The organism is Pseudolysinimonas kribbensis, from assembly GCF_030161895.1.
GTDB lineage: Bacteria > Actinomycetota > Actinomycetes > Actinomycetales > Microbacteriaceae > Pseudolysinimonas > Pseudolysinimonas kribbensis.
This window is the reverse complement of sequence record NZ_BSVB01000001.1, coordinates 1,314,323-1,333,125: the sequence shown is the minus strand read 5'-3', so window position 1 is coordinate 1,333,125 and position 18,803 is coordinate 1,314,323. Positions and strand designations below refer to the sequence as shown.

Here is an 18,803-nt window from a genome sequence, read left to right as displayed (position 1 = left end):
GTGTCCCAGACGTTCAGCGGCGTCGGCACGAAGTCGTTCGCGATCATGCCGCCGCCGACGATCCCCGCGTTGGCGTGACGGAAGTCGTTGGTCGCGATGTTCGGGCCCGGTCCGAGGAGTCCTGCACCACGTCGGAGAAGAAGCCGATCGAGCCGGCGTAGACGTGGGCCTGCAGGTTCCGTCCCACCTGGTCGTGGTCGTTGCCGACGCCTCGGGATGCGCCGGGCCCCGTGCTGTTGAGCAGCAGGCGGGCGGTCTCGATGGCGCCAGCGGCGACGACGATGCGCCCGGCCCGCACCTCCCGGCGCTGCACCCGACCTCCCTCCGCCGAGGCGAGCGCGACTCCCACGACGGCGCCGCTGTCGTCGAGCAGCAGGCGCTCGGCCTGCACGAGCGGCAGCAGGTCGCAGCGTCCGGTGGCCAGGGCGCGGGGGATCGCCGTGTTGTGGGCGCCGTTCTTGGCGCCCGCGTGGCAGGCGAAGCCGACGCACGCCCCGCAGCGCACGCAGGCGGCGCGGCCGTCGAACGGCTCGGAGTTGATGAGCAGGGGCACGGAGCTGGTGGTGAGCCCGAGCGCGGCGGCGCCCCGCCGCAGCGTGGCGGTGCCGACGGTGTCGGGCAGCGGGGGCATCGGATACCCACGGCGGCGCGGCCCGGCCGAGCGCACCCCTTCGGTATCGCCGGAGACCCCGTACTCCCACTCGCAGCGGTCGTACCAGGGCTCCAGGTCGTCGTAGCCGATCGGCCAGTCGGCGAGGGAGCTGCCCTCCGGGGTTCCGTAGACGGACGCCATCCGGAAGTCGTCGGGAGCGAACCGCCAGGCCTGCGCACCGTAGACACGCGTGCCCCCTCCGACGGCGAAGGCGTTCGCGCTCCAGCGCAGATCGGGGCCGTAGACGATCGCATCGCCCGCGCTGCTCTCGACGACGCGCGGGTCTCCGGTCGGCGACGGGCCCGTTCGGGTCGGATATCCCGTCGGCGATCGCTCGCTGCGCAGCGGATCGAGGGGCAGGTCGCGGCTCGACAGGGCGGCGCCCCGCTCCACCAGCAGCACCGTCAGACCCGACTCGGCGAGCACCTGCGCGGCGATCCCGCCACCGGCTCCCGCCCCCACCACGACGCAGTCGTACCGGTCGCGCAGCCCGTCGAGCGCGATGGTCGGGCTCGCGGCGGGTTCGGGCGCCGGCCAGCTCGCGCCGGCCGGCAGGATCGCGTAGCCGAGCGAGCGCCGCGTGCGGTCGGTGCCCTCGCCGTAGTACCCCTGCGCGCAGAGCGCGGCCACGAGGTCGACGAATCCCGCAGGATCGTCTCCCCGGCGCAGGAGCGCGTCCTGCTCGTCGGCGGCCAGCTCTGCGAATCCTCCCGAGGAGCCGTCGAGCGCATCGAGACCGGTCAGCAGCCGATCGCGCCACGGCACGTCGTCACGGCGCAGCATGCCGTCGATGAAGCCGCCGACGCCGGCGTCCCAGCCGGACGGCAGATCATCGGCGGGGATCATGCGATCGACGACGGCGCGCAGCACCGCACGCCGGCGCGGGTCGAGCGACTCCGTCACGCGGCCGCGGCGCCCTCCTCCGGCGCCGACGCGCGATCGGGATCGAACAGCCAGCATTTCGCCGTCTGACCGTTGCCCGTCTCGAACTCCGGGGTCGGGTCTTGCAGATCTCCATCGCGAACGGGCAGCGGGGCCGGAACTTGCAGCCGTCGCCGACGGGGGCGTCGCGCCGCTCGCGCTGCGCCGGCTTGGCGTCGATGATCGTCTTGCGCCGTGCCGTCGCCGCACGGCTCGGCGCCGACTCGGCGAGCAGGCGCGTGTACGGGTGCTTGGGCCGCAGGATCACGTCGTCGGCGGTGCCGCGCTCCACGATCTCGCCGCGGTACATCACCATGATGTTCGTCGAGAAGTGCCGGGCGGTCGCGAGGTCGTGGGTCACGTACAGGAGCGCCAGCCGCCGGTCGCGCTTCATGCGGTCGAGCAGGTTCATGATCTCGAGCCGGATCGACACGTCGAGCATCGAGACCGGTTCGTCGGCGAGCAGCACCGCGGGGTCGGGCGCGACGGCCCGGGCGATCGCGACCCGCTGACGCTGGCCGCCCGACAGCTCGTGCGGGAACTTCTTGGCCACGTCGGCGGCCGGCGTCAGGCTGACCGTCTCGAGGAGCCGGCGCACCTCCGCCTCGACCTCGCCCCGGCGCGTGCCGTGGATGATCAGCGGCCGCCGTACATGGTGGCCGACGGAGAAGGAGGGGTTCAGGGAGGCGAAGGGATCCTGGAAGACCACCTGCACCTCGCCGCGGTAGCGGCGCAGCCCGCGGCCGTGCCGCGGCGCGTCCTTGCCGTCGAGCAGGATGCGGCCCGAGGTGACCTTCGTCAGCTGGGCGATCGCGCGCACGATCGTCGACTTGCCGCTGCCGCTCTCGCCGACCAGCGCGAGCGTCTCTCCCTGGTTCATCGAGAACGACACGTGGTCGACGGCCCGGAAGCGCGGCACCCCGCGGCCGGCGTAGTCCACGACCAGGTCCTGCACCTCGAGCGCGCTCATCGTGCCACCGCCGCGGGCGCGAGCCCGTCGCGGAGGGCCTCCGGCGGGCCGTCCGGCGCCAGCTCCGGATCGTGCAGGTGACAGGCGACCAGCCAGCCGTCCGACGCGGGACGATGCCGCGGCGTCTGGAGCGGCGGATCGATCGTGCGGCACGCGTCGAAGACGTACGGGCAGCGCGCCGCGAAGGGCACCCGGCGGGCGGCCGGCGCAGATCGGGCGGCGAGCCCGGGATGCCCATGAGGTCGGGGTTCTCGGCCTCCAGCTCGGGAAAGGAGTGCAGCAGGGCCGAGGTGTAGGGATGCGCCGGCCACTGCCCGATCTCGTCGGTCGTGCCGATCTCGACGATCTCGCCCGCGTACATGATCGCGATCCGGTCGCTGAGCTCCAGCAGCAGCGACAGGTCGTGCGTGATGAAGACGATGCTCAGGCCCAGCTGCGCCTGCAGCCGCTTGATCTCGTCGATGATCTCGCGCTGCACGACCACGTCGAGGGCGGTGGTGGGCTCGTCCATGATGATGACGTGCGGGTCGAGGGCGAGCGCCATCGCGATCCCAACCCGCTGTCGCATGCCGCCCGACAGTTCGTGCGCATACGACATGACCCGGTCGGGGTCGATGCCGACGGTGTCGAGCAGCTCCCGCGCCCGCGCGAGCCGGGCCGCCCTGTCCATGTCGGGCCGATGCGCCTCGAAGATGTCGTCGAACTGCTTGCGCAGCCGGGTCACCGGGTTGAGGAGTTCATGGCGCCCTGGAACACCATGGCGATCTCCGACCAGCGGAAGGCCCGCAGCTCGGCCGGGTCGAGGGCGAGCACGTCGACCGGGGGCCGTCCGCCGGCCGGTACTCCAGGCTGCCGCCGACGAGGGCGGCCGGAGCCTGCAGCAGGCGCGTCAGGGCGTAGGCGAGCGTCGACTTGCCGCATCCGCTCTCGCCGGCGATGCCGAGGATCTCGCCGCGCATCAGCTCGAGGCTGACATCGCGCACGGCGTGGGTGTCGGCCTCGCCCTGGTAGTCGACCGAGATGCCGGTCGCGCGGATGACGGCATCGGGGGCCGTGGCGGTGCTCATGAGGCGTCCTTTCGGGGGCGACGCGTGCGCACCGCAGCCCGGAGCTTCGGGTTGATGATGGAGTCGAGGCCCAGGTTGATGAGCGTGAGGGCGGTGCCGACGAGGGCGATCGCGAGGCCCGGCGGCACGAACCACCACCAGGCGCCCGACGACAGCGCTTCGGAGTTCTGGGCGAAGTAGAGCATGTTGCCCCACGTCTGATCGCTGGGGCTGTCGAGCCCGATGAAGGCCAGGCCCGCCTGCGTCAGGATCGCGAAGACGACGCTGAAGATGAAGCTCGACAGGATGAAGGCGAGCAGATTCGGCAGCACCTCGACCACGACGATGCGCCAGGTGCGCTCGCCGGAGACCCGCGCCGCGGCGACGTAGTCCCGGGAGCGCATCGAGAGGGTCAGCCCGCGCAGCACGCGCGCGCCGCCGGCCCAGCTCGTCACCGCAATCACGATGATCGACGTCGTGTAGCCCTTCGCCGCCAGATTCGCCGAGATCACGATCACGAGCGGCAGGGCCGGGATGACGAGCACGACGTTCGTGATGAGGTTGAGCACGTCGTCGGCGATCCCGCCGATGAAGGCGCCCCCGACGCCGACGATCAGGCCGATGACGGTCGCGATGAGCCCGGCGGCGAAACCGACGATCAGGGTGCCCTGCGCCGACACGATCACCTGGCTGAGCACGCTCTGGCCGGATTGGGTGGTGCCGAGCGGGAACTGCAGCGACGGCGGCGCGAGGCTCGGGCCGACGAGGGCGTCGGGGTTGGGGATCGCGATCGGGCCGACGATCGCCGCGATCACGAAGATGGCGAGCACGATGACGCCGACGACCATCTGCGGCGACGACGTCAGACGTCGGAGAGTGCGGCGCAGGTCGCGTCGCCCGCCGGCGTCGGCGAGGTTGTCGGCTCCGACGGCGGCCGTGGTGGGGATGGTGCTCATGCGCTCTGCCTCGTCCGGGGATCGACGAACCCGTAGAGGATGTCCACGAGGAAGTTGGCCCCGAGCACCGCGAGCGTGATGACGAGGAAGATCCCCTGCATCTGCGCGTAGTCGCTGTTCTGCACGGCCTGCAGCAGCAGGTATCCGATGCCGGGGTACGAGAAGACGATCTCCATGATCAGCGACCCGCTGACGACGAAGCCGAGTGAGATCGCGAAGCCGGTGACGCTCGGCAGCACGGCGTTGCGGCCGGCGTATCCCATGAGGATGCGGCGCGGCGTGAGGCCCTTGGCGGAGGCCGCGATCACGTAGTCCTCCGAGCGCGTCAGCAGCGTCATGTTGCGCATGCTCAGCATCCATCCGCCCAGCTGGGCGAGCACGATCGTGAGCGCCGGGATGATCGAGTGCGAGATCGCCGACAGGATGAACGGGCCGTCGAAGGCGGGGATCAGCGACGAGTCATAGCCGCCGTTGAGGGGCGCGACCTGCCAGATCACCCCGAAGAGGTAGAGGAACAGCAGCGCGAGCCAGAAGTAGGGCACCGCGGTGAGGAAGGTGGTGGCCGGGGCGAGGGCGGTGAGGAACCGGTTGCTGCGCCATCCGGCGAGGGCCCCGAGGCCGGTGCCGATCACGAACGACAGCACCGTCGAGACGCCGACGAGGGTCAGCGTCCACGGCAGTCCGCTCGCGATGACCTGGGTCACGGGCTCCGGGAAGTTGGTGACCGAGATGCCGAGGTTGCCGTGGGCGAGCTGGTCGAGGTACTGCCCGTACTGCACGAAGAGGTTGCCGTGGCCGAGCCCGAGCAGCTTGGTGAGGGCGGCGCGCTCGCCCGGCGGGGGTGCGCCGTTCTGCGACATGCGCGCGATGAGGATGCTCACCGGGTCGCCGGGCACGAGCCGGGGAAGGAAGAAGTTGAGGGTCAGTGCCCCCACAGGGCCAGCAGATAGAAGCCGACCTTGCGGGCGAAGTACTTCATCGTCGTTCGTTCCTTCCCCGGCGCGCGCCGGGCAGAGGTGGTGCGGTTACTTGACGGGCGTGAGGTGCATCGCCACCCAGCCGACGTTCGGCTGCTGCTGGCCGGACGAGGCGTACGGGTTGTCAGGCGTCGGGAACCCGGTGATGTGGTTGCCGTTGAAGGTGCCCTCATTCTGCTGCTGGAACAGCGGGATGACGGGCAGGTCGCGCGCGAAGATCTGCTGGATCTGCACAAACGACGGCTTCTGCGCACTCACGTCCGGGGTGGAGGCGATCTGCTGGAGGAGCGTGTCGACCTCCGGGTTGGTGTAGCGACCCTGGTTGCCCGCGGTGTCCTCCTGGCCGATCGGCGGCAGTCCGTCGCTGCCGATCAGCGTCTTGTAGTACACGTACGGGCTCGAGGTGAAGCCCTGGTAGGTCATGAGCAGCTGGAACTGGCCGTTGTAGAACGCCGAGGTCCACGCGTTGACCGACTCACCCTGCACGACGAGGTTGATGCCCGCCGACTTGAGCTGCTGCACCATGATCTGGAGCGCCTGCACGTAGTCGGTGTAACCCGACGGCACCTGTACCGTCAAGGTCAGCTCCTTGCCGTCCTTCGCGAAGAACCCGTCGGAGCCCATCGTGTAGCCGGCCGACTCGAGCGTGCTCTTCGCCTTCGAGACGCTGAACTCGAACTTCGAGTCCTTCAGCGTCGGGTCGGCGACGTTGTCGAAGTTCGGGCTGATGAGCCCGGACGTCGAGATCGGGTTGGCGTAGCCGTTGTAGACCGTCTTGCTGATGGTGTCGCGATCGAGTGCATAGCTGATCGCCTGGCGGACGGGCAGCTGCGAGACGACCGGGTCCTGGAAGTTGGGCACCAGCGACGTGATCGCGACCGGGGTGTTCGAGACCGCGAACTTGGGGTTCTTCTTCTTGTAGACGGTGTCGATGTTGGGGATGTAGGTGTTCGCCCAGTCGACCTGCCCGTTCTCGATCGCGAGGTTCGCCGCCTGGTTGCCGTTGAAGTACAGGAAGCGGTAGCTCTTCACCTTGGGCAGCCCGGCCATGTAGTAGTTCGGGTTGGCCTTGAGGGTGAGCGCCTGGCCCGTCACCGACTGCACCGTGTAGGCGCCGGAGCCGACGGGCTTCGGGTTCAGGGTGGTGGTGGGGTTGCTGATCTTCGACCACACGTGCTGCGGCAGGATGTAGGTGCTGCCGGCGATGTAGTCGACCGCCGCGTACGACGACTGCGTGAAGTTCACGACAGCGGTGGTCGCGTTCGGGGCGGAGGCGCTGTCGATCGGAAGACCGGCCGAGTTCAGCGCCGGGTTCGACTTCAGCAGATTGAACGTGTAGGCCACGTCGGCCGCCGTGACGGCCTGGCCATCGGTCCACTTCGCGTTGGTGCGCATCGTGAAGGTGATGGTCTTGCCGCCATTCGACCATGCGTACGACTTGGCGAGCCACGGCTGCGGGGTGCCGGCCTTGGCGATGTTGAAGAAGAACAGCGGCTCGTAGATCATGCCGAGCGTCGGGCGCTGCGCGTTGGGGAGAACGGGTTGAAGTTGTCGACGAACTGGCCGGCCTGGCCGGTCTCGGCGGTGACGGTGCGGTCGGCTCCGGAGCCGCCCGTGTTGGTGCCGCCGGTGCAGCCGGCGAGCAGGATGCCCGCGGCAAGCGTGGCAGCGGCGGCGAGGAAACGCGCCACAGTCTGTTTCGCACTGTTGATGCCCTTTCTGATCGATCCTTCGTTGGATCGCGACGGACGGGAGCCCGCCGCGCAGACACAAAAGCCTGCGTGCTGTGAGACAATAGTCGTCAGACAACTGATATCTGTCAATGTGGACTGGGTCATGCCATCCTGGCACTGCTCGAAGGAAGGAGCTCGCCGAGAATGAGCACGCCCGTCACGCCCTCGGGTCGCCTGACCAGCGGTCTCGACCTGCCCACCCGACTCGCCAACGACCTGCGGCAGCGGCTGGACGACGGTGAATGGGGCGCCGGCGACAAGCTCCCCACTGAGAGCGAGCTGTGCGCCCATTACGGCGTCTCGCGCGCGACCGTCCGGCAGGCCCTGCGGTCCCTCGGCGGCGACGGATTGATCGTGATCCGGCAGGGCGTCGGCAGCTTCGTGTCGGAGACCGCCCTGATCCGCACCGGCATGCAGGAGCTCAAGTCGATCACCTCGACCATCGCCGAGATGGGGCTCACCCCCGGCATGGAGTACCACCACCGCGTGATCCGCCCCGCGACCGAGGAGGAGGCGCAGCGGCTCCGACTGGATGCCGGCGCCGAAGTGCTCGACATCCGGCGGCGCATCCTCGCCAACGGCATCGTCGTCGCCTACTCGTTCGACATCCTGCCGCGCTGGGCCTTCCCCGCCGACTTCAGCCCCGACGACCTCACCGGCTCCGTGTTCGGCAAGCTGGCCGAGATCGGCGGGCCGACACCCGACTGGGGCACCGCCCAGGTGCACGCCGTCGTTTCGAAGGACATCGCGTGGGATGCCGACGGCGACGACGCCCCCGACCTCTTCGTACTGCTCGATCAGCTCCAGTTCGACCTCGAGGGCCGTCCGTTCATGCACACCCGCAGTTACTTCGTCGAGGGCCGCTTCGCCTTCAACGTGCTGCGCACCACCCGATGATGGACTACTACGAGTTCGACCTGGCCGGTGCGGCGCGCTTCGCCGACGACTTCGTCGGCGGCGCACTGAGCTCATCGGAGGTCGGCGACGGCAATCTCAACCGGGTCTTCCGGGTGGGGGCAAACGCGGCTCGGTGGTCGTCAAGCAGGCCCTGCCGTACCTGAAGGTCGCGGGCGCCGACTGGCCGCTCACCCGACGTCGCGCCTGGATCGAGCGCTCGGCGCTCGAAGCGCACGGCGAGATGGTGCCCGACCTGCTGCCCGACGTGATCCACTTCGACGACGACCTGTCGGCGCTCGTGCTCGAAGACCTGCACGCCCACGAGAACTGGCGCGACCTGCTCATCGCCGGGCGCGAGACCCCGGTATCGCGGCCCAGGTGGGCCGCTACTCCGCGGCGGTGCTGCTCGGCACCGGCCACCTGGCGACGGGCCAGCGGCGGACCGCCATGCGACGCACCTTCGGATACTCCGACCTCTGCCTGCTCACCGAAACCCTGGTGTTCACCGCCCCGTTCACGGCCGCCGAATCGAACCGCGTCGAGGACGCGCTCGCGCCCACGGTGGCCGCGCTGGCATCCGACTCGGCCCTGCGCGCGGCGGCCGCGCAGCTGCGCTACGTGTTCCGCACCCGCAACGAGGCCCTCATCCACGGTGACCTGCACAGCGGCTCGGTGCTGGTCGGCGCCGACGGCGCCCGCATCATCGACCTCGAGTTCGCGTTCTTCGGGCCGATGGGCTTCGACATCGGGCTGCTCATCGGCAATCTCGCCCTCTCGTCGATCGCTCACGCGAGCAACGGCAATGAGCGGTACGCCCGCGTGGTCGCCGGCTACGCCGCCGAGTTCTGGAACGCATTCGTCGACGAGAGCGCCCGGATCTGGCGCCCCGGCGAGCCCTGGTTCCACCCGTTCATCGCGGGAGTCATCGCCGATGCCGCCCGCTTCGCGGGCCTCGAGATGATCCGCCGCACCGTCGGCCTCGCCCACGTGCGCGACATCGACTCGCTGCCGGAGGCCCCCGTCTCGCCGCGCAGCTGCAGTCCGTCGACGGCGGTCGGTCGCTCGTGCTCGGGCCGACGTGCACGACCTTCGCCGAGCTCTGGGCTCGGGCCACCCGCAACGACCACCTGATCTGACCCGCCGCCGCTACGCGGCCGCCGCCCCGAAAGGACGCCCATGCACCGCCCGTCACGCAAGCTCCACCTCGACGGCCGACCCGTGAACTGGATCGGCGTCAACTTCTGGTCCCGGGCGGGCGGCCCGCGCATGTGGGACGAATACGACGGGGAGGTGATCGACGCCGAACTCGCCCAGATGCGCGACCTCGGCATCAGCCTCACCCGCAGCTTCTTCTACTGGCCCGACTTCATGCCCACGGCCGTAGCCCTCGACGAGCAGAAGGTCGAGCACTACCGCGACTTCCTCGACCGTCACACGAAGCACGGCATGACCACGATCCCCACCTTCCTGGTCGGGCACATGTCGGGCGAGAACTGGGATCCCGCGTGGCGCGACGGCCGCGACCTCTACAGCGACATCCGCTTCGTCGGACGCCAGGCCTGGTACATCCGCGAACTGGGGCGCGCTTCGCCGACCATCCCGCGGTCGCGGCATGGCTGCTCAGCAACGAGGTGCCGATCTACGGCGACCAGAAGTCGGGCGGCCACGGCCGCAACGACGCCGAGGTCATCACCGCCTGGGCGCAGATCCTCATCGACGCGCTCCGTGCCGGCGGCGCGCACCAGCCGGTGTCGATCGGCGACGGCGTCTGGGGCGTCGAGGTCAGCGGCAGCGACAACGGGTTCCGGGTGCGTGAGCTCGCTCCGCTCATCGACTTCCACGGGCCGCACGTGTACCGCATGGAAACCGACAGCGTGCGGCAGAACCTCGCCGCCGCCTACATCTGCGAACTGCTCGACATCGGCGAGCTGCCGGTCGTCGTCGAGGAGTTCGGGCTAACCAGCGACTACGTCAGCCCCGACAACGCCGCCTCCTACTACCGCCAGGTGCTGCACAACTCGCTGCTCGCGGGGGCCACGGGCTGGCTGGCCTGGAACAACACCGACTACGACCACCTGGCCGACCGAGCGCCGTACTCGCATCATCCGTTCGAGATGCACTTCGGCATCACCGACGCGCACGGCACCCCGAAGCCGCAGGCGCTCGAGATGCGCGCCTTCGCGGAGCTGGCCGAGCGCATCGACATGCCGGGGCTAGAGCGACCCGACGCCAACGCCGCGATCGTGGTGTCGTCGTTCCTCGAGGCGAAGTACCCGTTCCTCGACAGCGTCGACGCCGGCTTCGTGCTGACCACGACGCGGCAGGCGTACATCGCCGCGAAGGAGGCCGACATCCCGGTCGGCGTCGCCCGCGAAGCCGACGGCCTGCCCGACGACCTTGCGCTCTACATCGTGCCGTCCAGCAAGCAGTTGCTCGCCACGACCTGGACCTTCCTGGTCGAGCAGGCCCGCCGCGGCGCCGTCGTGTTCGCCTCCTACTTCGTCGGCGACAACGGATCGCAGCGCGGCCTCTGGTGGCCCGACGTCGACGGCATGTTCGGCGTCGAGAAGCGCACCAGGTACGGCATCGTCGACCTGCTCGACGACGACGAGCTGCAGGTCGAGTTCGTGCAGGAATTCGGCGGCATCCCGGCGGGCGAGGTCGTCGTCATCCGGCCGGCGGGGTCACCGCTGTCGCGCACCTACCTTCCCGTCGAGCCGACGGATGCCGAGGTCGTCGCCGTCGACGGTCGCGGTCGCCCGATCCTGCTGCGCCGCCGCGTCGGATCCGGGTGGATGGTGCTCGCCACCGTGCCGCTCGAGTACTTCGCCGCCGTGCTGCCGGAGGCCAACCCCGAGCCGACCTGGCGCGTCTACGACGGACTGGCCGACCTCGCCGCCGTGCCGCGGCCGATCCGCGTCGACGACCCGCGCGTCATGTGCGCCGAGATGGTGCACGACGACGGATCGCGCTACGCGTGGTTCGTCAGCCAGTCGCCCGAGCCCCTCGACATCCAGCCGCGCCTCGAATCGGGCACCCTCCGCGACCTCGACGGTGCCGACGTCGCGACCCTGCATCTGAAGCCGTACGACGTCGCCGTCGTGCATTACGAGAAGTAGACCGCCATGCGCAAGATCATCAACGACCCGGACGCCTTCACCGACGAGACCATCGAGGGCATCATCGCCGCCCACCCCGGCGCCCTCCGACGCGCCGTCGCGGGCGGGCGAGCCCTCGTGCGGGCGGATGCCGGCCGCAGCGGCAAGGTCGGCATCGTCACGGGCGGCGGTTCGGGTCACCTTCCCGTGTTCCTCGGCTACGTGGGCCTCGGCCTCTGCGACGGGGTGGCGGTCGGCAACACCTTCTCGTCGCCGTCGGCCGAGCAGATCGCCGACGCGACGCGCGCCGTCGACGGCGGCGCCGGCGTGCTCTACCTCTACGGCAACTACGGCGGCGACATCTACAACTTCGACATCGCCGCCGACCTCGTCGCGGCGGAGGGCATCACCACCGAGACGGCGCTCGCCGCCGACGACGTGGCGAGCGCGCCGGCTGCGAGCCGAGCCACGCGTCGAGGAGTCGCGGGCATGATCTACGCGTTCAAGATCGCCGGAGCCGCCGCAGAACGCGGCGACGACCTCGCCGGTGTGGCGTCGATCGCCCGGCGCGTCGGGGAGCGTACCCGCACGATGGGAGTCGGGCTGTCGCCGACGATCCTGCCGGCGGCGGGTGAGCCGACCTTCCATCTCGACGAGGGCGAGATGGAGGTGGGCATCGGCATCCACGGCGAGCCGGGTGTGCACCGGGGCCGGCTCGAGACCGCCGATCAGATCGCCGACCGGCTGGTCGGCGCCGTTCTCGATGACCTCGACGCGCCGGCCGGCAGCACCGTGTCGGTGCTGGTGAACGGCCTCGGCGCGACCCCGCTCGAAGAGCTCTACATCCTCTACCGTCGTGCCGCCCGGCTGATCGCCGAGCGCGACCTGTCGATCCACGCACCCTCGTCGGCAACTACGTGACTAGCCTCGAGGCCGCCGGAGCGTCGATCTCGGTGCTGCTCCTCGACGACGAGCTCACGGAGCTGCTCGACGCTCCGGCTGCGTCGCCCTTCTTCCGACACGGCGCCGTCGACGTGCTCGACGTCGAGCCCGCCGCCGGGCCGGTCGCGGCATCGGCGACCGCCGCGATCGGTGACCATCCCGATGCCGTTCCGACGGCCTTCGCCGAGCGCGTGCTCGCCGTGCTCGCCGTGCTTCCCGAGCACGCGGAAGAACTCCGCGAGCTCGACGCCGCTCTCGGCGACGGCGACCTCGGCATCACCGTGGCCGAGGGCTCGCGCGCGGCCGGTGACGCCATGCGGCGCGATCCGTCACTTGAGCCCGCCGAGCTGCTGCGCCGTGCCGGTGCCGCGTTCGCATCCGCCAACCCGTCCACGTTTGCCGCCCTTGTCGGCGGTGCCGTCGTGGGCGCAGCCGCCGACCTGTCGGGCGATCCGCTCGATCCGCTCGTAGCCTCTGCCCTGGCCTCGTCCGTCGCGGATCGGATCCGCGCGCGGGGCGGCGCGGAAGCGGGCGACAAGACCGTCGTCGACGCGCTCCTCGCCGGCGCAGGCGCGGGCACCGATCTGGACGCGGTCATCGACGCCGTGCGGCGCGCAGTTGACGACGGCGCGGAACGCACCTCGAAGCGGGGCCGGGCCGCGTGGCTGCAGGAGCGGAGTGTCGGGCTGCGCGATCCGGGCATGGTCGCCTATCTGCGGTTCCTCGAGGATCTTCGAGCGACCCGGACTCGCTGAAGTCTGAAGCGCCGGATCTTCTTCGGCACAATCGATCAGCCGGGCCATGGCGCGTGCGAACGCTACGGCGGCCGCATTCTGCGCAGTTGGCCAGCGACGTCGCGTTCAATATCCTCCGCGTCCCGCGGGTTTCGTGACGCGCTCTGCACCGGTGCATGGGGCCACGGCCCAAATGGACCGCGAGTCGGGCTTCCGCGCTCCGCTCGTTCGGCTGGCGATCGACCGGCGACGTCCCGGCGTGACGCGAGATCGTGCCCACATTTTGCCCACGTCGCCCTGTCATGCTGGTCATTCAGGTGAAGTTGCAGTCACCGCTATCGTCGAGGTTTTCGGCTCGGTCAACGTCCTGATCGGGCTGCGGTTCGAGCACACGGCTCATAATCGTGGTGTCGCGGGTTCGAGTCCCGCCCTCGCTACAAAAAGTCCTGATCAGGGCAGTTTTATACCGGTGTTTTGTTAGCCTCGCGCATGAAAATCCCGCACTTTGCCCCGCACTTTCAGTTAGAGGGTTCCGGGACCACGTCGACGAACGACGCGGTTCCCGACCCGCAGGGTCGTGGCGATTGATTGGTGCGCGTCGGGAGCGAGCTGCCTAGGCGCGCTGGCTGCGCAGGGGGTGCGGCGACCAGCGGTAGATCTGTACGCACGCGAGCGCGAGCCACAGTCACGCCGGGGCGTTCGAGACTCAACTCCTCGAGTTCTGTCGGCGATTTGCGGGGTCGGCCGGCGGCCCATAGGCTCCAGCGAGTTAGGTAAGGCTTGCCAAATGGAGCTGGTGTGAACTACGTCCAAATCGTCATGCTGGGCCTGATCGCTGGTGTGACGATCCTCCTGGGGATGCCCGTCGGCCGCCTTCGCAATTTAGGGCCCAGCGTTCGTCTTCTCCTGAGCGCGATCTCCGTCGGGGTGCTGCTGTTCCTGGTGTGGGACGTGCTGACTCATGCGTGGGAACCGATCGACGCAGCACTCGCGGACGTTCAGGGTGCCTCCACGATCGCCCTGGACGGGGCCGTCTTCGTTGTGGGCCTGGGGGCGGCCTGGTCGGGTTGGCCGTCGCGGAGCGGCGGTTGCGCGCGGCTCGCGGAGCCGACTTGGAGCCCCGACATCTCGCGACCCTGATCGCGGCGGGCATCGGCGTGCACAACTTCGCCGAGGGCCTGGCGATCGGCCAATCCGCCGCGAGCGGCGCTCTCGACCTCGCGGTCGTCCTCGTGGTGGGTTTTGCACTCCACAACGCGACGGAGGGTTCGGCATCGTCGCGCCGCTGGCCGGGGAGTCCGAGCGGCCGACCTGGCCCTTTCTCCTCGTCCTGGCGCTGATCGGGGAGGCCCCACCGTCGTGGGCGCTGCCCTGGGTGCGATTGTCGTGAGTGATCTGCTGTCGATCATGTTCTTGACGCTCGCCGGCGGTTCGATCATCTATGTGATCGTTCAGCTCGTCGGGAGCATGTCCAAGGCGCGGCGCCCCGAACTGATCGCGGCCGGGGGTTTCGTGGGGCTGGTGGCCGGGTTCGCGACCGACGCTGTCCTCACGGCGGCGGGTGCCTGAGCCCGACGACTCGAAGCGATGAAGGGGTGGCCGTGAATCGGCCGCCCCTTCGTGCGTCCCGCGCACTCGTTCATCTTCTCGTTACCTTCGTGGACCTTGCGCGCCACGTTCGTTCGGCACGGTATGTAACCGCCGTTCGATTCGCAACGTGACGCTCTATTGGAGGATTCTGTGAAGACCCGAACCCGAGCTCTGGGAGCAGCTGCAGCTCTCGCCGGCATCGCGCTGCTCGCCGGCTGCTCCGCAGCTGCCGCGGCGCCGGCGGCCAGCGGCTCTGCTGGCGCCAAGCTGGAGCCCCTCGTCCTCTACGCGGCGGAGGGATACGACGCCAACATGGGCAAGGCGTTCACGGCGAAGACCGGGATCCCGGTGAAGGTGGACGACGACAGCACGGGCCCGCTGCTCACCAAGGTCGCGGCCGAGAAGAACAACCCGCAGTGGTCGATGCTCTGGGTCGACGGAGACCAGGCGTTCGCGTCCCTCGCGCAGCAGGGCCAGCTCCTGGCTTACCAGTCCCCGGCGGCACTGAACGCTGTAGGAAAGACGATCGCACCGGCCGACCACTCCTACACTCCGACCGGCACCACCGTCATGGCCGCCCTCATCTACAACGCGGCCAAGACCACCTCGGTTCCGACCAGCTACGACGAGCTGCTCGGCGCCGCGTACATCGGCAAGGTGGGGATGAACGACCCGGCGCAGTCCGGTCCGACCTACCCCTTCATCGCGGGCGTCATGAACCAGGACGGCAGCAAGGCCACTGGCATCAAGGCGGGTGAGGCGTTCTTCGAGAAGCTCAAGGCCAACGGACTGCACGTCTACCCGACGAACGGCGATACCCTCCACGCTCTGGAGACCGGACAGGTCGAGTACGGACTGATCCAGAGCAGCGCCGCGATCGGGGAGACGATCAAGGTCAAGCCGACGGCCGACTACCAGCCGAAGATCGTGTACCTGCCCAAGTCGACGTTGCTGCCGAGCGTGCTCGGCATCGACAAGCACATCGACGCCACCCAGCAGGCCGAGGCCAAGAAGTTCGTCGACTTCGCCCTGTCCGCCGCCGGCCAGAAGGTGATGCAAGCTGAAGACACGAGCGGCGATTCCCTCTACTGGCCGATCGTCACGAGCGTCAAGGCGTTGCCGCAGCTGCCGGCATTCCCGTCCGCCTACCAGCGCATCGACCCGACGTACTGGGGCTCGCAGGAGCCCGGGATCGTCAGCTGGTTCGAGCAGAACATCAAGTGACTCGACTGACGGTCGCTCTTCCCGCGGCGCGCCGAGGACAGTCGTTCCTCGGCGCGCCGCGGCGAGCCCGCCGCGTCGCCATCGGACGGTCCAAGGCCTTCCTCGCGTTCTGGATCGTCATCGTGCTGATACTGGTGCTGCCGATCGCCGTCTTCCTTGCCGTGGCCATCAGCCCCGCTCTCCTCGACCAGGGTCCGGCGTGGCTGTCGGTCGACGCGTTCGCCAGGGCCCTGACGGGCCCGACTCTCCGCGGGTTCCTCGACTCGATCGTCGTCGCCGTTATCGCGGCGGCGGTCGCCGCCGGCGTCGGTTTCGGGCTCGCATGGATCCTCTTGCGCACTGACGCGCCGTTGCGCGGACTCACGACCGGCCTCTTGTTCGCGCTGTTCCTGACGCCGTCCTACCTCATCGCGCTCGGGTGGGAGCGTCTGCTCGAACCCAATGGCGTGCTGCAGGCCGTGGGCTTCGACCCGGCCGGCATCCGCAGCGTCATCTACGGTCCGATCGGCGTTGCGCTGATCCTCGCGGTCAAGGGCATCCCCTTCGCCTACCTCACCGTCTCGAATGCGCTCCGCGGACTGGGACGCGAGTACGACGACGCCGTTCGCGCCCATGGAGGCGGACCTCTGCGCAGCATCCGCATGACCGTTGCCATGCTCGCCCCTGCGATCTGGAGCGCCCTGGCGATCGTCTTCGCGGAATCGATCAGCGACTACGGCGTCGCAGCCACCCTTGCCAACTCAGCGCATTTCCCCGTGGCGACCTCCGAGCTCTACAACGCGGTCGAAGCCTTCCCCGTCGACTTCCCGCTCGCCTCGGCGATCAGCTGGCTGCTGCTCTTGCTCGTCGTGGTGGCTCTGTGGCTGCAGAACCGGGCGCTCAACGGCCGCAGCTTCCAGGTCTTCTCCGGCCGGGCGCGGCAGCCCCTGATCGTGAGGATGCGTGCGGGCTCGATCGCGATCTGGCTCGTCGCGTTCGTCACCCTCATCGCCACGAGTCTCGGCGTGCCCGTGGTCGGCGCCGTCTCCGCTTCGCTCATCGACGGCCTCGGGAGCATCTCCGGCTCGCACGCCTGGAACCTTCACAACTACCAGCGTGTGCTGGTGAGCCCGGAGCTGGGTGGACCGCTCGTCTACTCGGCGATCCTCGCGACGATCTGCGCGAGCGCCGCGGTCGTCCTCGCCCTCATGTGCGCGCGGGTTCTCGCCACCCGGGGCGGAAGCCGACTCGGACGGCTCCTCGACACCGCCCTTCTCGGCGCCGTCGCGCTGCCGGGCATCGTGTTCGCAGCGGGGTACATATTCGCGTACAACCTGCCGATCGTGAATGCCCTCGGCATCCGCATCTACGGCACCTCGGCACTTCTGCTGCTCGCCTACCTTGCGACCGCGCTTCCGTCGACCACGCGCCTGCTCGTGGGCGCGATGAGCCAACAGCACGACTCGATGAGCCAGGCGGCGCGCGTACACGGCGCCGGTTCGATCGGCACCTGGCTGCGGGTGAGCCTGCCGATCCTGGCCCGGCCGCTTCTCTCGGCTTGGCTGCTCACCTACTCGGCGACGTTGCTCGAGCTGCCCGTCTCGCAGCTCTTGGCGCCCCCGGGATCGCAGCCGATCTCGGTCGGCATCACCGTCGCTCTCAACCGCTACGACTATGGAGGCGGCACCGCCATGGAGATCCTCGCCATCCTCTCGGCTCTCGCGATCGTCGCAATCGCCTACGGCCTGTTCCATCTCCTTGCCCCGCGTGGCTGGAAGCGGATCGGGGTGGCGCGGTGACCGCCGTGCTCGCCGCATCCGGCGCGCCCGCGTCCTTCGAGCTCCCCGCCGGCACCGGCGTCGAGGTCGAGATCTCGGGCGTGAGTCGCTCGTTCGGCTCCGTGGCGGCCCTCGACGACGTGTCGCTGGCGATCGAACCCGGGCAGATCGCTGTGCTGCTCGGACCTTCCGGCTCCGGAAAGACCACCCTGCTGCGCGCGGTCGCGGGCATCGAAACCGTCGATGCGGGCACGATCCGCCTGGGGGAGCGAGTGCTGAGCCGCCGAGGGTCGACGACGTCGGCCGACCGCCGTGATCTCGGCATGGTGTTCCAGGACTATGCGCTCTGGCCCCACATGACCGTGCGCGACAACGTCGCGTTCGCGCTCCGTCGGACGCGAATCCCGATCGCCGATCGACGGGCACGGGTCGACGAGGTGCTGGGTCGGGTCGGGCTCGGCGAGCATGGCCCCCGCTACCCGAACGAGCTCTCCGGCGGACAGCAGCAGCGGGTCGCCCTCGCCCGCGCCATCGTCGCGAACCCCTCGCTCCTGTTGTTCGACGAACCGCTGTCCAATCTCGACGCCGACCTCCGCGAGCGCATGAGGGTCGAGATCTCGACCTTGGTCCGCGAGTCCGGAGCTACGGCGATCTACATCACACATGACCAGTCGGAGGCCTTCGCTCTGGCCGACGTCATCGCCGTCGTCGAGGCGGGCCGCATCGTGCAGGTCGGGTCGCCTGAGAGCATCTTCTCCCACCCTGCGACGCCCTTCGTCGCGCGGTTCACCGGGATCTCGGGCGGGTCGAACGGAACGCTCCGGCATCTGGGCGACGGTCGTGCGGTCGTCGACGTCTCCGGATGCGAGCTCTGGGTGACGCTCATCGGCCAGGCGATGCCGGGAGAGCGTGTCGATGTGATCGCCCGAGCCACCGCGCTCGCGATCGTCCCGGACGGGACCCGAGTCGATGAGGCGGTCCACGGGTTGGTGGAAGGCACCGTCATCGACAGCGCCTACCGCGGCGCCGGCTATGACCACGTCGTTGAGAGCTCGCTCGGGCGGCTGACCGGCGTGCGCGACGCTCAGTCGCATCCGCGCGGGAGTCGATGCATGATCTCCGTCGCGGTGGCGGCGACGTTCGCATTCGGTAACAACCGTTAGACTGATAAACGAACCACTGAGAGGAATCCATGAGCCTTCCCGCCCTGTTCATCGCGACCTTCATCGCCTGCTTCGTCGAAGCCGTCGAAGCGGCCACCATCGTCCTCGCCGCAGGAACCTCCCGCGACTGGCGGTCCACGATG

At 69.3% G+C, this 18,803-nt stretch carries 19 protein-coding genes and 2 pseudogenes; 11 read left to right on the top strand and 10 right to left on the bottom strand.

Going from position 1 to position 18,803, the window contains the following annotated elements:
• Positions 1–43: 43 nt before the first annotated feature.
• The 9 genes and pseudogenes from QQK35_RS07415 to QQK35_RS07375 all read right to left on the bottom strand — a co-directional run bounded on the left by QQK35_RS07415 (position 44) and on the right by QQK35_RS07375 (position 7,213).
• Positions 44–1,555, bottom strand: coding sequence for a GMC family oxidoreductase N-terminal domain-containing protein (locus tag QQK35_RS07415; RefSeq protein ID WP_284253602.1), 1,512 nt, complete (start codon positions 1,553–1,555; stop codon positions 44–46).
• A complete protein-coding gene (locus QQK35_RS07410; RefSeq protein WP_284253600.1) occupies positions 1,482–2,543 on the bottom strand; it encodes an ABC transporter ATP-binding protein in 1,062 nt (353 codons plus the stop codon). Before QQK35_RS07410 ends, QQK35_RS07415 begins: the two co-directional genes overlap by 74 nt.
• Complete coding sequence (locus tag QQK35_RS07405) at positions 2,540–2,734, bottom strand: hypothetical protein (protein ID WP_284253599.1); 195 nt, start codon at positions 2,732–2,734, stop codon at positions 2,540–2,542. Before QQK35_RS07405 ends, QQK35_RS07410 begins: the two co-directional genes overlap by 4 nt.
• A gap of 50 nt (positions 2,735–2,784) precedes the next feature.
• A pseudogene (locus QQK35_RS07400) lies at positions 2,785–3,213 on the bottom strand (ATP-binding cassette domain-containing protein); the annotation flags it as partial.
• A gap of 67 nt (positions 3,214–3,280) precedes the next feature.
• Complete coding sequence (locus QQK35_RS07395; protein ID WP_284253598.1) at positions 3,281–3,610, bottom strand: ATP-binding cassette domain-containing protein; 330 nt, start codon at positions 3,608–3,610, stop codon at positions 3,281–3,283.
• Positions 3,607–4,545 carry an ABC transporter permease gene (locus QQK35_RS07390; RefSeq protein WP_284253597.1) on the bottom strand — a complete coding sequence of 313 codons (939 nt, stop codon included), beginning with the start codon at positions 4,543–4,545 and terminating at the stop codon, positions 3,607–3,609. The genes QQK35_RS07395 and QQK35_RS07390 overlap by 4 nt, the downstream gene beginning before the upstream one ends.
• A complete protein-coding gene (locus QQK35_RS07385; protein WP_348534905.1) occupies positions 4,542–5,480 on the bottom strand; it encodes an ABC transporter permease in 939 nt (312 codons plus the stop codon). Before QQK35_RS07385 ends, QQK35_RS07390 begins: the two co-directional genes overlap by 4 nt.
• Positions 5,481–5,570: 90 nt before the next feature.
• A complete protein-coding gene (locus tag QQK35_RS07380) occupies positions 5,571–7,028 on the bottom strand; it encodes an ABC transporter substrate-binding protein (protein ID WP_284253595.1) in 1,458 nt (485 codons plus the stop codon).
• Entirely contained in the window at positions 7,025–7,213 is a 189-nt protein-coding gene (locus QQK35_RS07375) for a hypothetical protein (protein WP_284253594.1), read from the bottom strand. The genes QQK35_RS07380 and QQK35_RS07375 overlap by 4 nt, the downstream gene beginning before the upstream one ends.
• 186 nt (positions 7,214–7,399) lie before the next feature.
• Between QQK35_RS07375 and QQK35_RS07370 the strand changes: the two genes are divergently transcribed.
• The 3 genes from QQK35_RS07370 to QQK35_RS07360 all read left to right on the top strand — a co-directional run bounded on the left by QQK35_RS07370 (position 7,400) and on the right by QQK35_RS07360 (position 9,283).
• Complete coding sequence (locus QQK35_RS07370; RefSeq protein WP_284253593.1) at positions 7,400–8,152, top strand: GntR family transcriptional regulator; 753 nt, start codon at positions 7,400–7,402, stop codon at positions 8,150–8,152.
• Positions 8,149–8,316, top strand: a complete 168-nt coding sequence (locus tag QQK35_RS07365) for a hypothetical protein (protein WP_284253592.1) — start codon at positions 8,149–8,151, stop codon at positions 8,314–8,316. Before QQK35_RS07370 ends, QQK35_RS07365 begins: the two co-directional genes overlap by 4 nt.
• Before the next feature lie 214 nt (positions 8,317–8,530).
• Positions 8,531–9,283: a phosphotransferase gene (locus QQK35_RS07360; RefSeq protein ID WP_284253591.1), complete on the top strand. Its 753-nt coding sequence runs from the start codon at positions 8,531–8,533 to the stop codon at positions 9,281–9,283.
• Positions 9,284–9,340: 57 nt separating this feature from the next.
• Here the strand turns inward: QQK35_RS07360 and QQK35_RS07355 are convergent, their stop codons facing one another.
• The gene (locus QQK35_RS07355; protein ID WP_284253590.1) at positions 9,341–9,586 is read right to left on the bottom strand and encodes a hypothetical protein; all 246 of its coding nucleotides are present in this window, start codon (positions 9,584–9,586) and stop codon (positions 9,341–9,343) included.
• Positions 9,587–9,783: 197 nt separating this feature from the next.
• Here QQK35_RS07355 and QQK35_RS07350 point away from each other — a divergent pair, with 197 nt between their 5' ends.
• From QQK35_RS07350 to QQK35_RS07315, 8 genes and pseudogenes are all read left to right on the top strand, one after another.
• Positions 9,784–11,271: a glycoside hydrolase 5 family protein gene (locus QQK35_RS07350; protein ID WP_284253589.1), complete on the top strand. Its 1,488-nt coding sequence runs from the start codon at positions 9,784–9,786 to the stop codon at positions 11,269–11,271.
• A 6-nt stretch (positions 11,272–11,277) separates the two neighbouring features.
• Positions 11,278–12,200: pseudogene (locus tag QQK35_RS07345) on the top strand (dihydroxyacetone kinase subunit DhaK); the annotation flags it as partial.
• Between the two features lie 306 nt (positions 12,201–12,506).
• Positions 12,507–12,947, top strand: a complete 441-nt coding sequence (locus tag QQK35_RS20350) for a DAK2 domain-containing protein (RefSeq protein ID WP_284255632.1) — start codon at positions 12,507–12,509, stop codon at positions 12,945–12,947.
• Positions 12,948–13,745: 798 nt separating this feature from the next.
• Positions 13,746–14,066 carry a hypothetical protein gene (locus QQK35_RS07335; protein ID WP_284253588.1) on the top strand — a complete coding sequence of 107 codons (321 nt, stop codon included), beginning with the start codon at positions 13,746–13,748 and terminating at the stop codon, positions 14,064–14,066.
• Positions 14,067–14,285: 219 nt separating this feature from the next.
• Positions 14,286–14,495 (top strand): hypothetical protein, encoded by a 210-nt coding sequence (locus tag QQK35_RS07330; RefSeq protein ID WP_284253587.1) that lies wholly within the window; start codon positions 14,286–14,288, stop codon positions 14,493–14,495.
• Between the two features lie 171 nt (positions 14,496–14,666).
• On the top strand, positions 14,667–15,740 hold the full coding sequence (locus QQK35_RS07325) for an ABC transporter substrate-binding protein (protein WP_284253586.1): 1,074 nt from the start codon (positions 14,667–14,669) through the stop codon (positions 15,738–15,740).
• On the top strand, positions 15,737–17,518 hold the full coding sequence (locus tag QQK35_RS07320; protein WP_284253585.1) for an ABC transporter permease: 1,782 nt from the start codon (positions 15,737–15,739) through the stop codon (positions 17,516–17,518). Before QQK35_RS07325 ends, QQK35_RS07320 begins: the two co-directional genes overlap by 4 nt.
• On the top strand, positions 17,515–18,660 hold the full coding sequence (locus QQK35_RS07315) for an ABC transporter ATP-binding protein (protein ID WP_284253584.1): 1,146 nt from the start codon (positions 17,515–17,517) through the stop codon (positions 18,658–18,660). Before QQK35_RS07320 ends, QQK35_RS07315 begins: the two co-directional genes overlap by 4 nt.
• Positions 18,661–18,803: the final 143 nt, after the last annotated feature.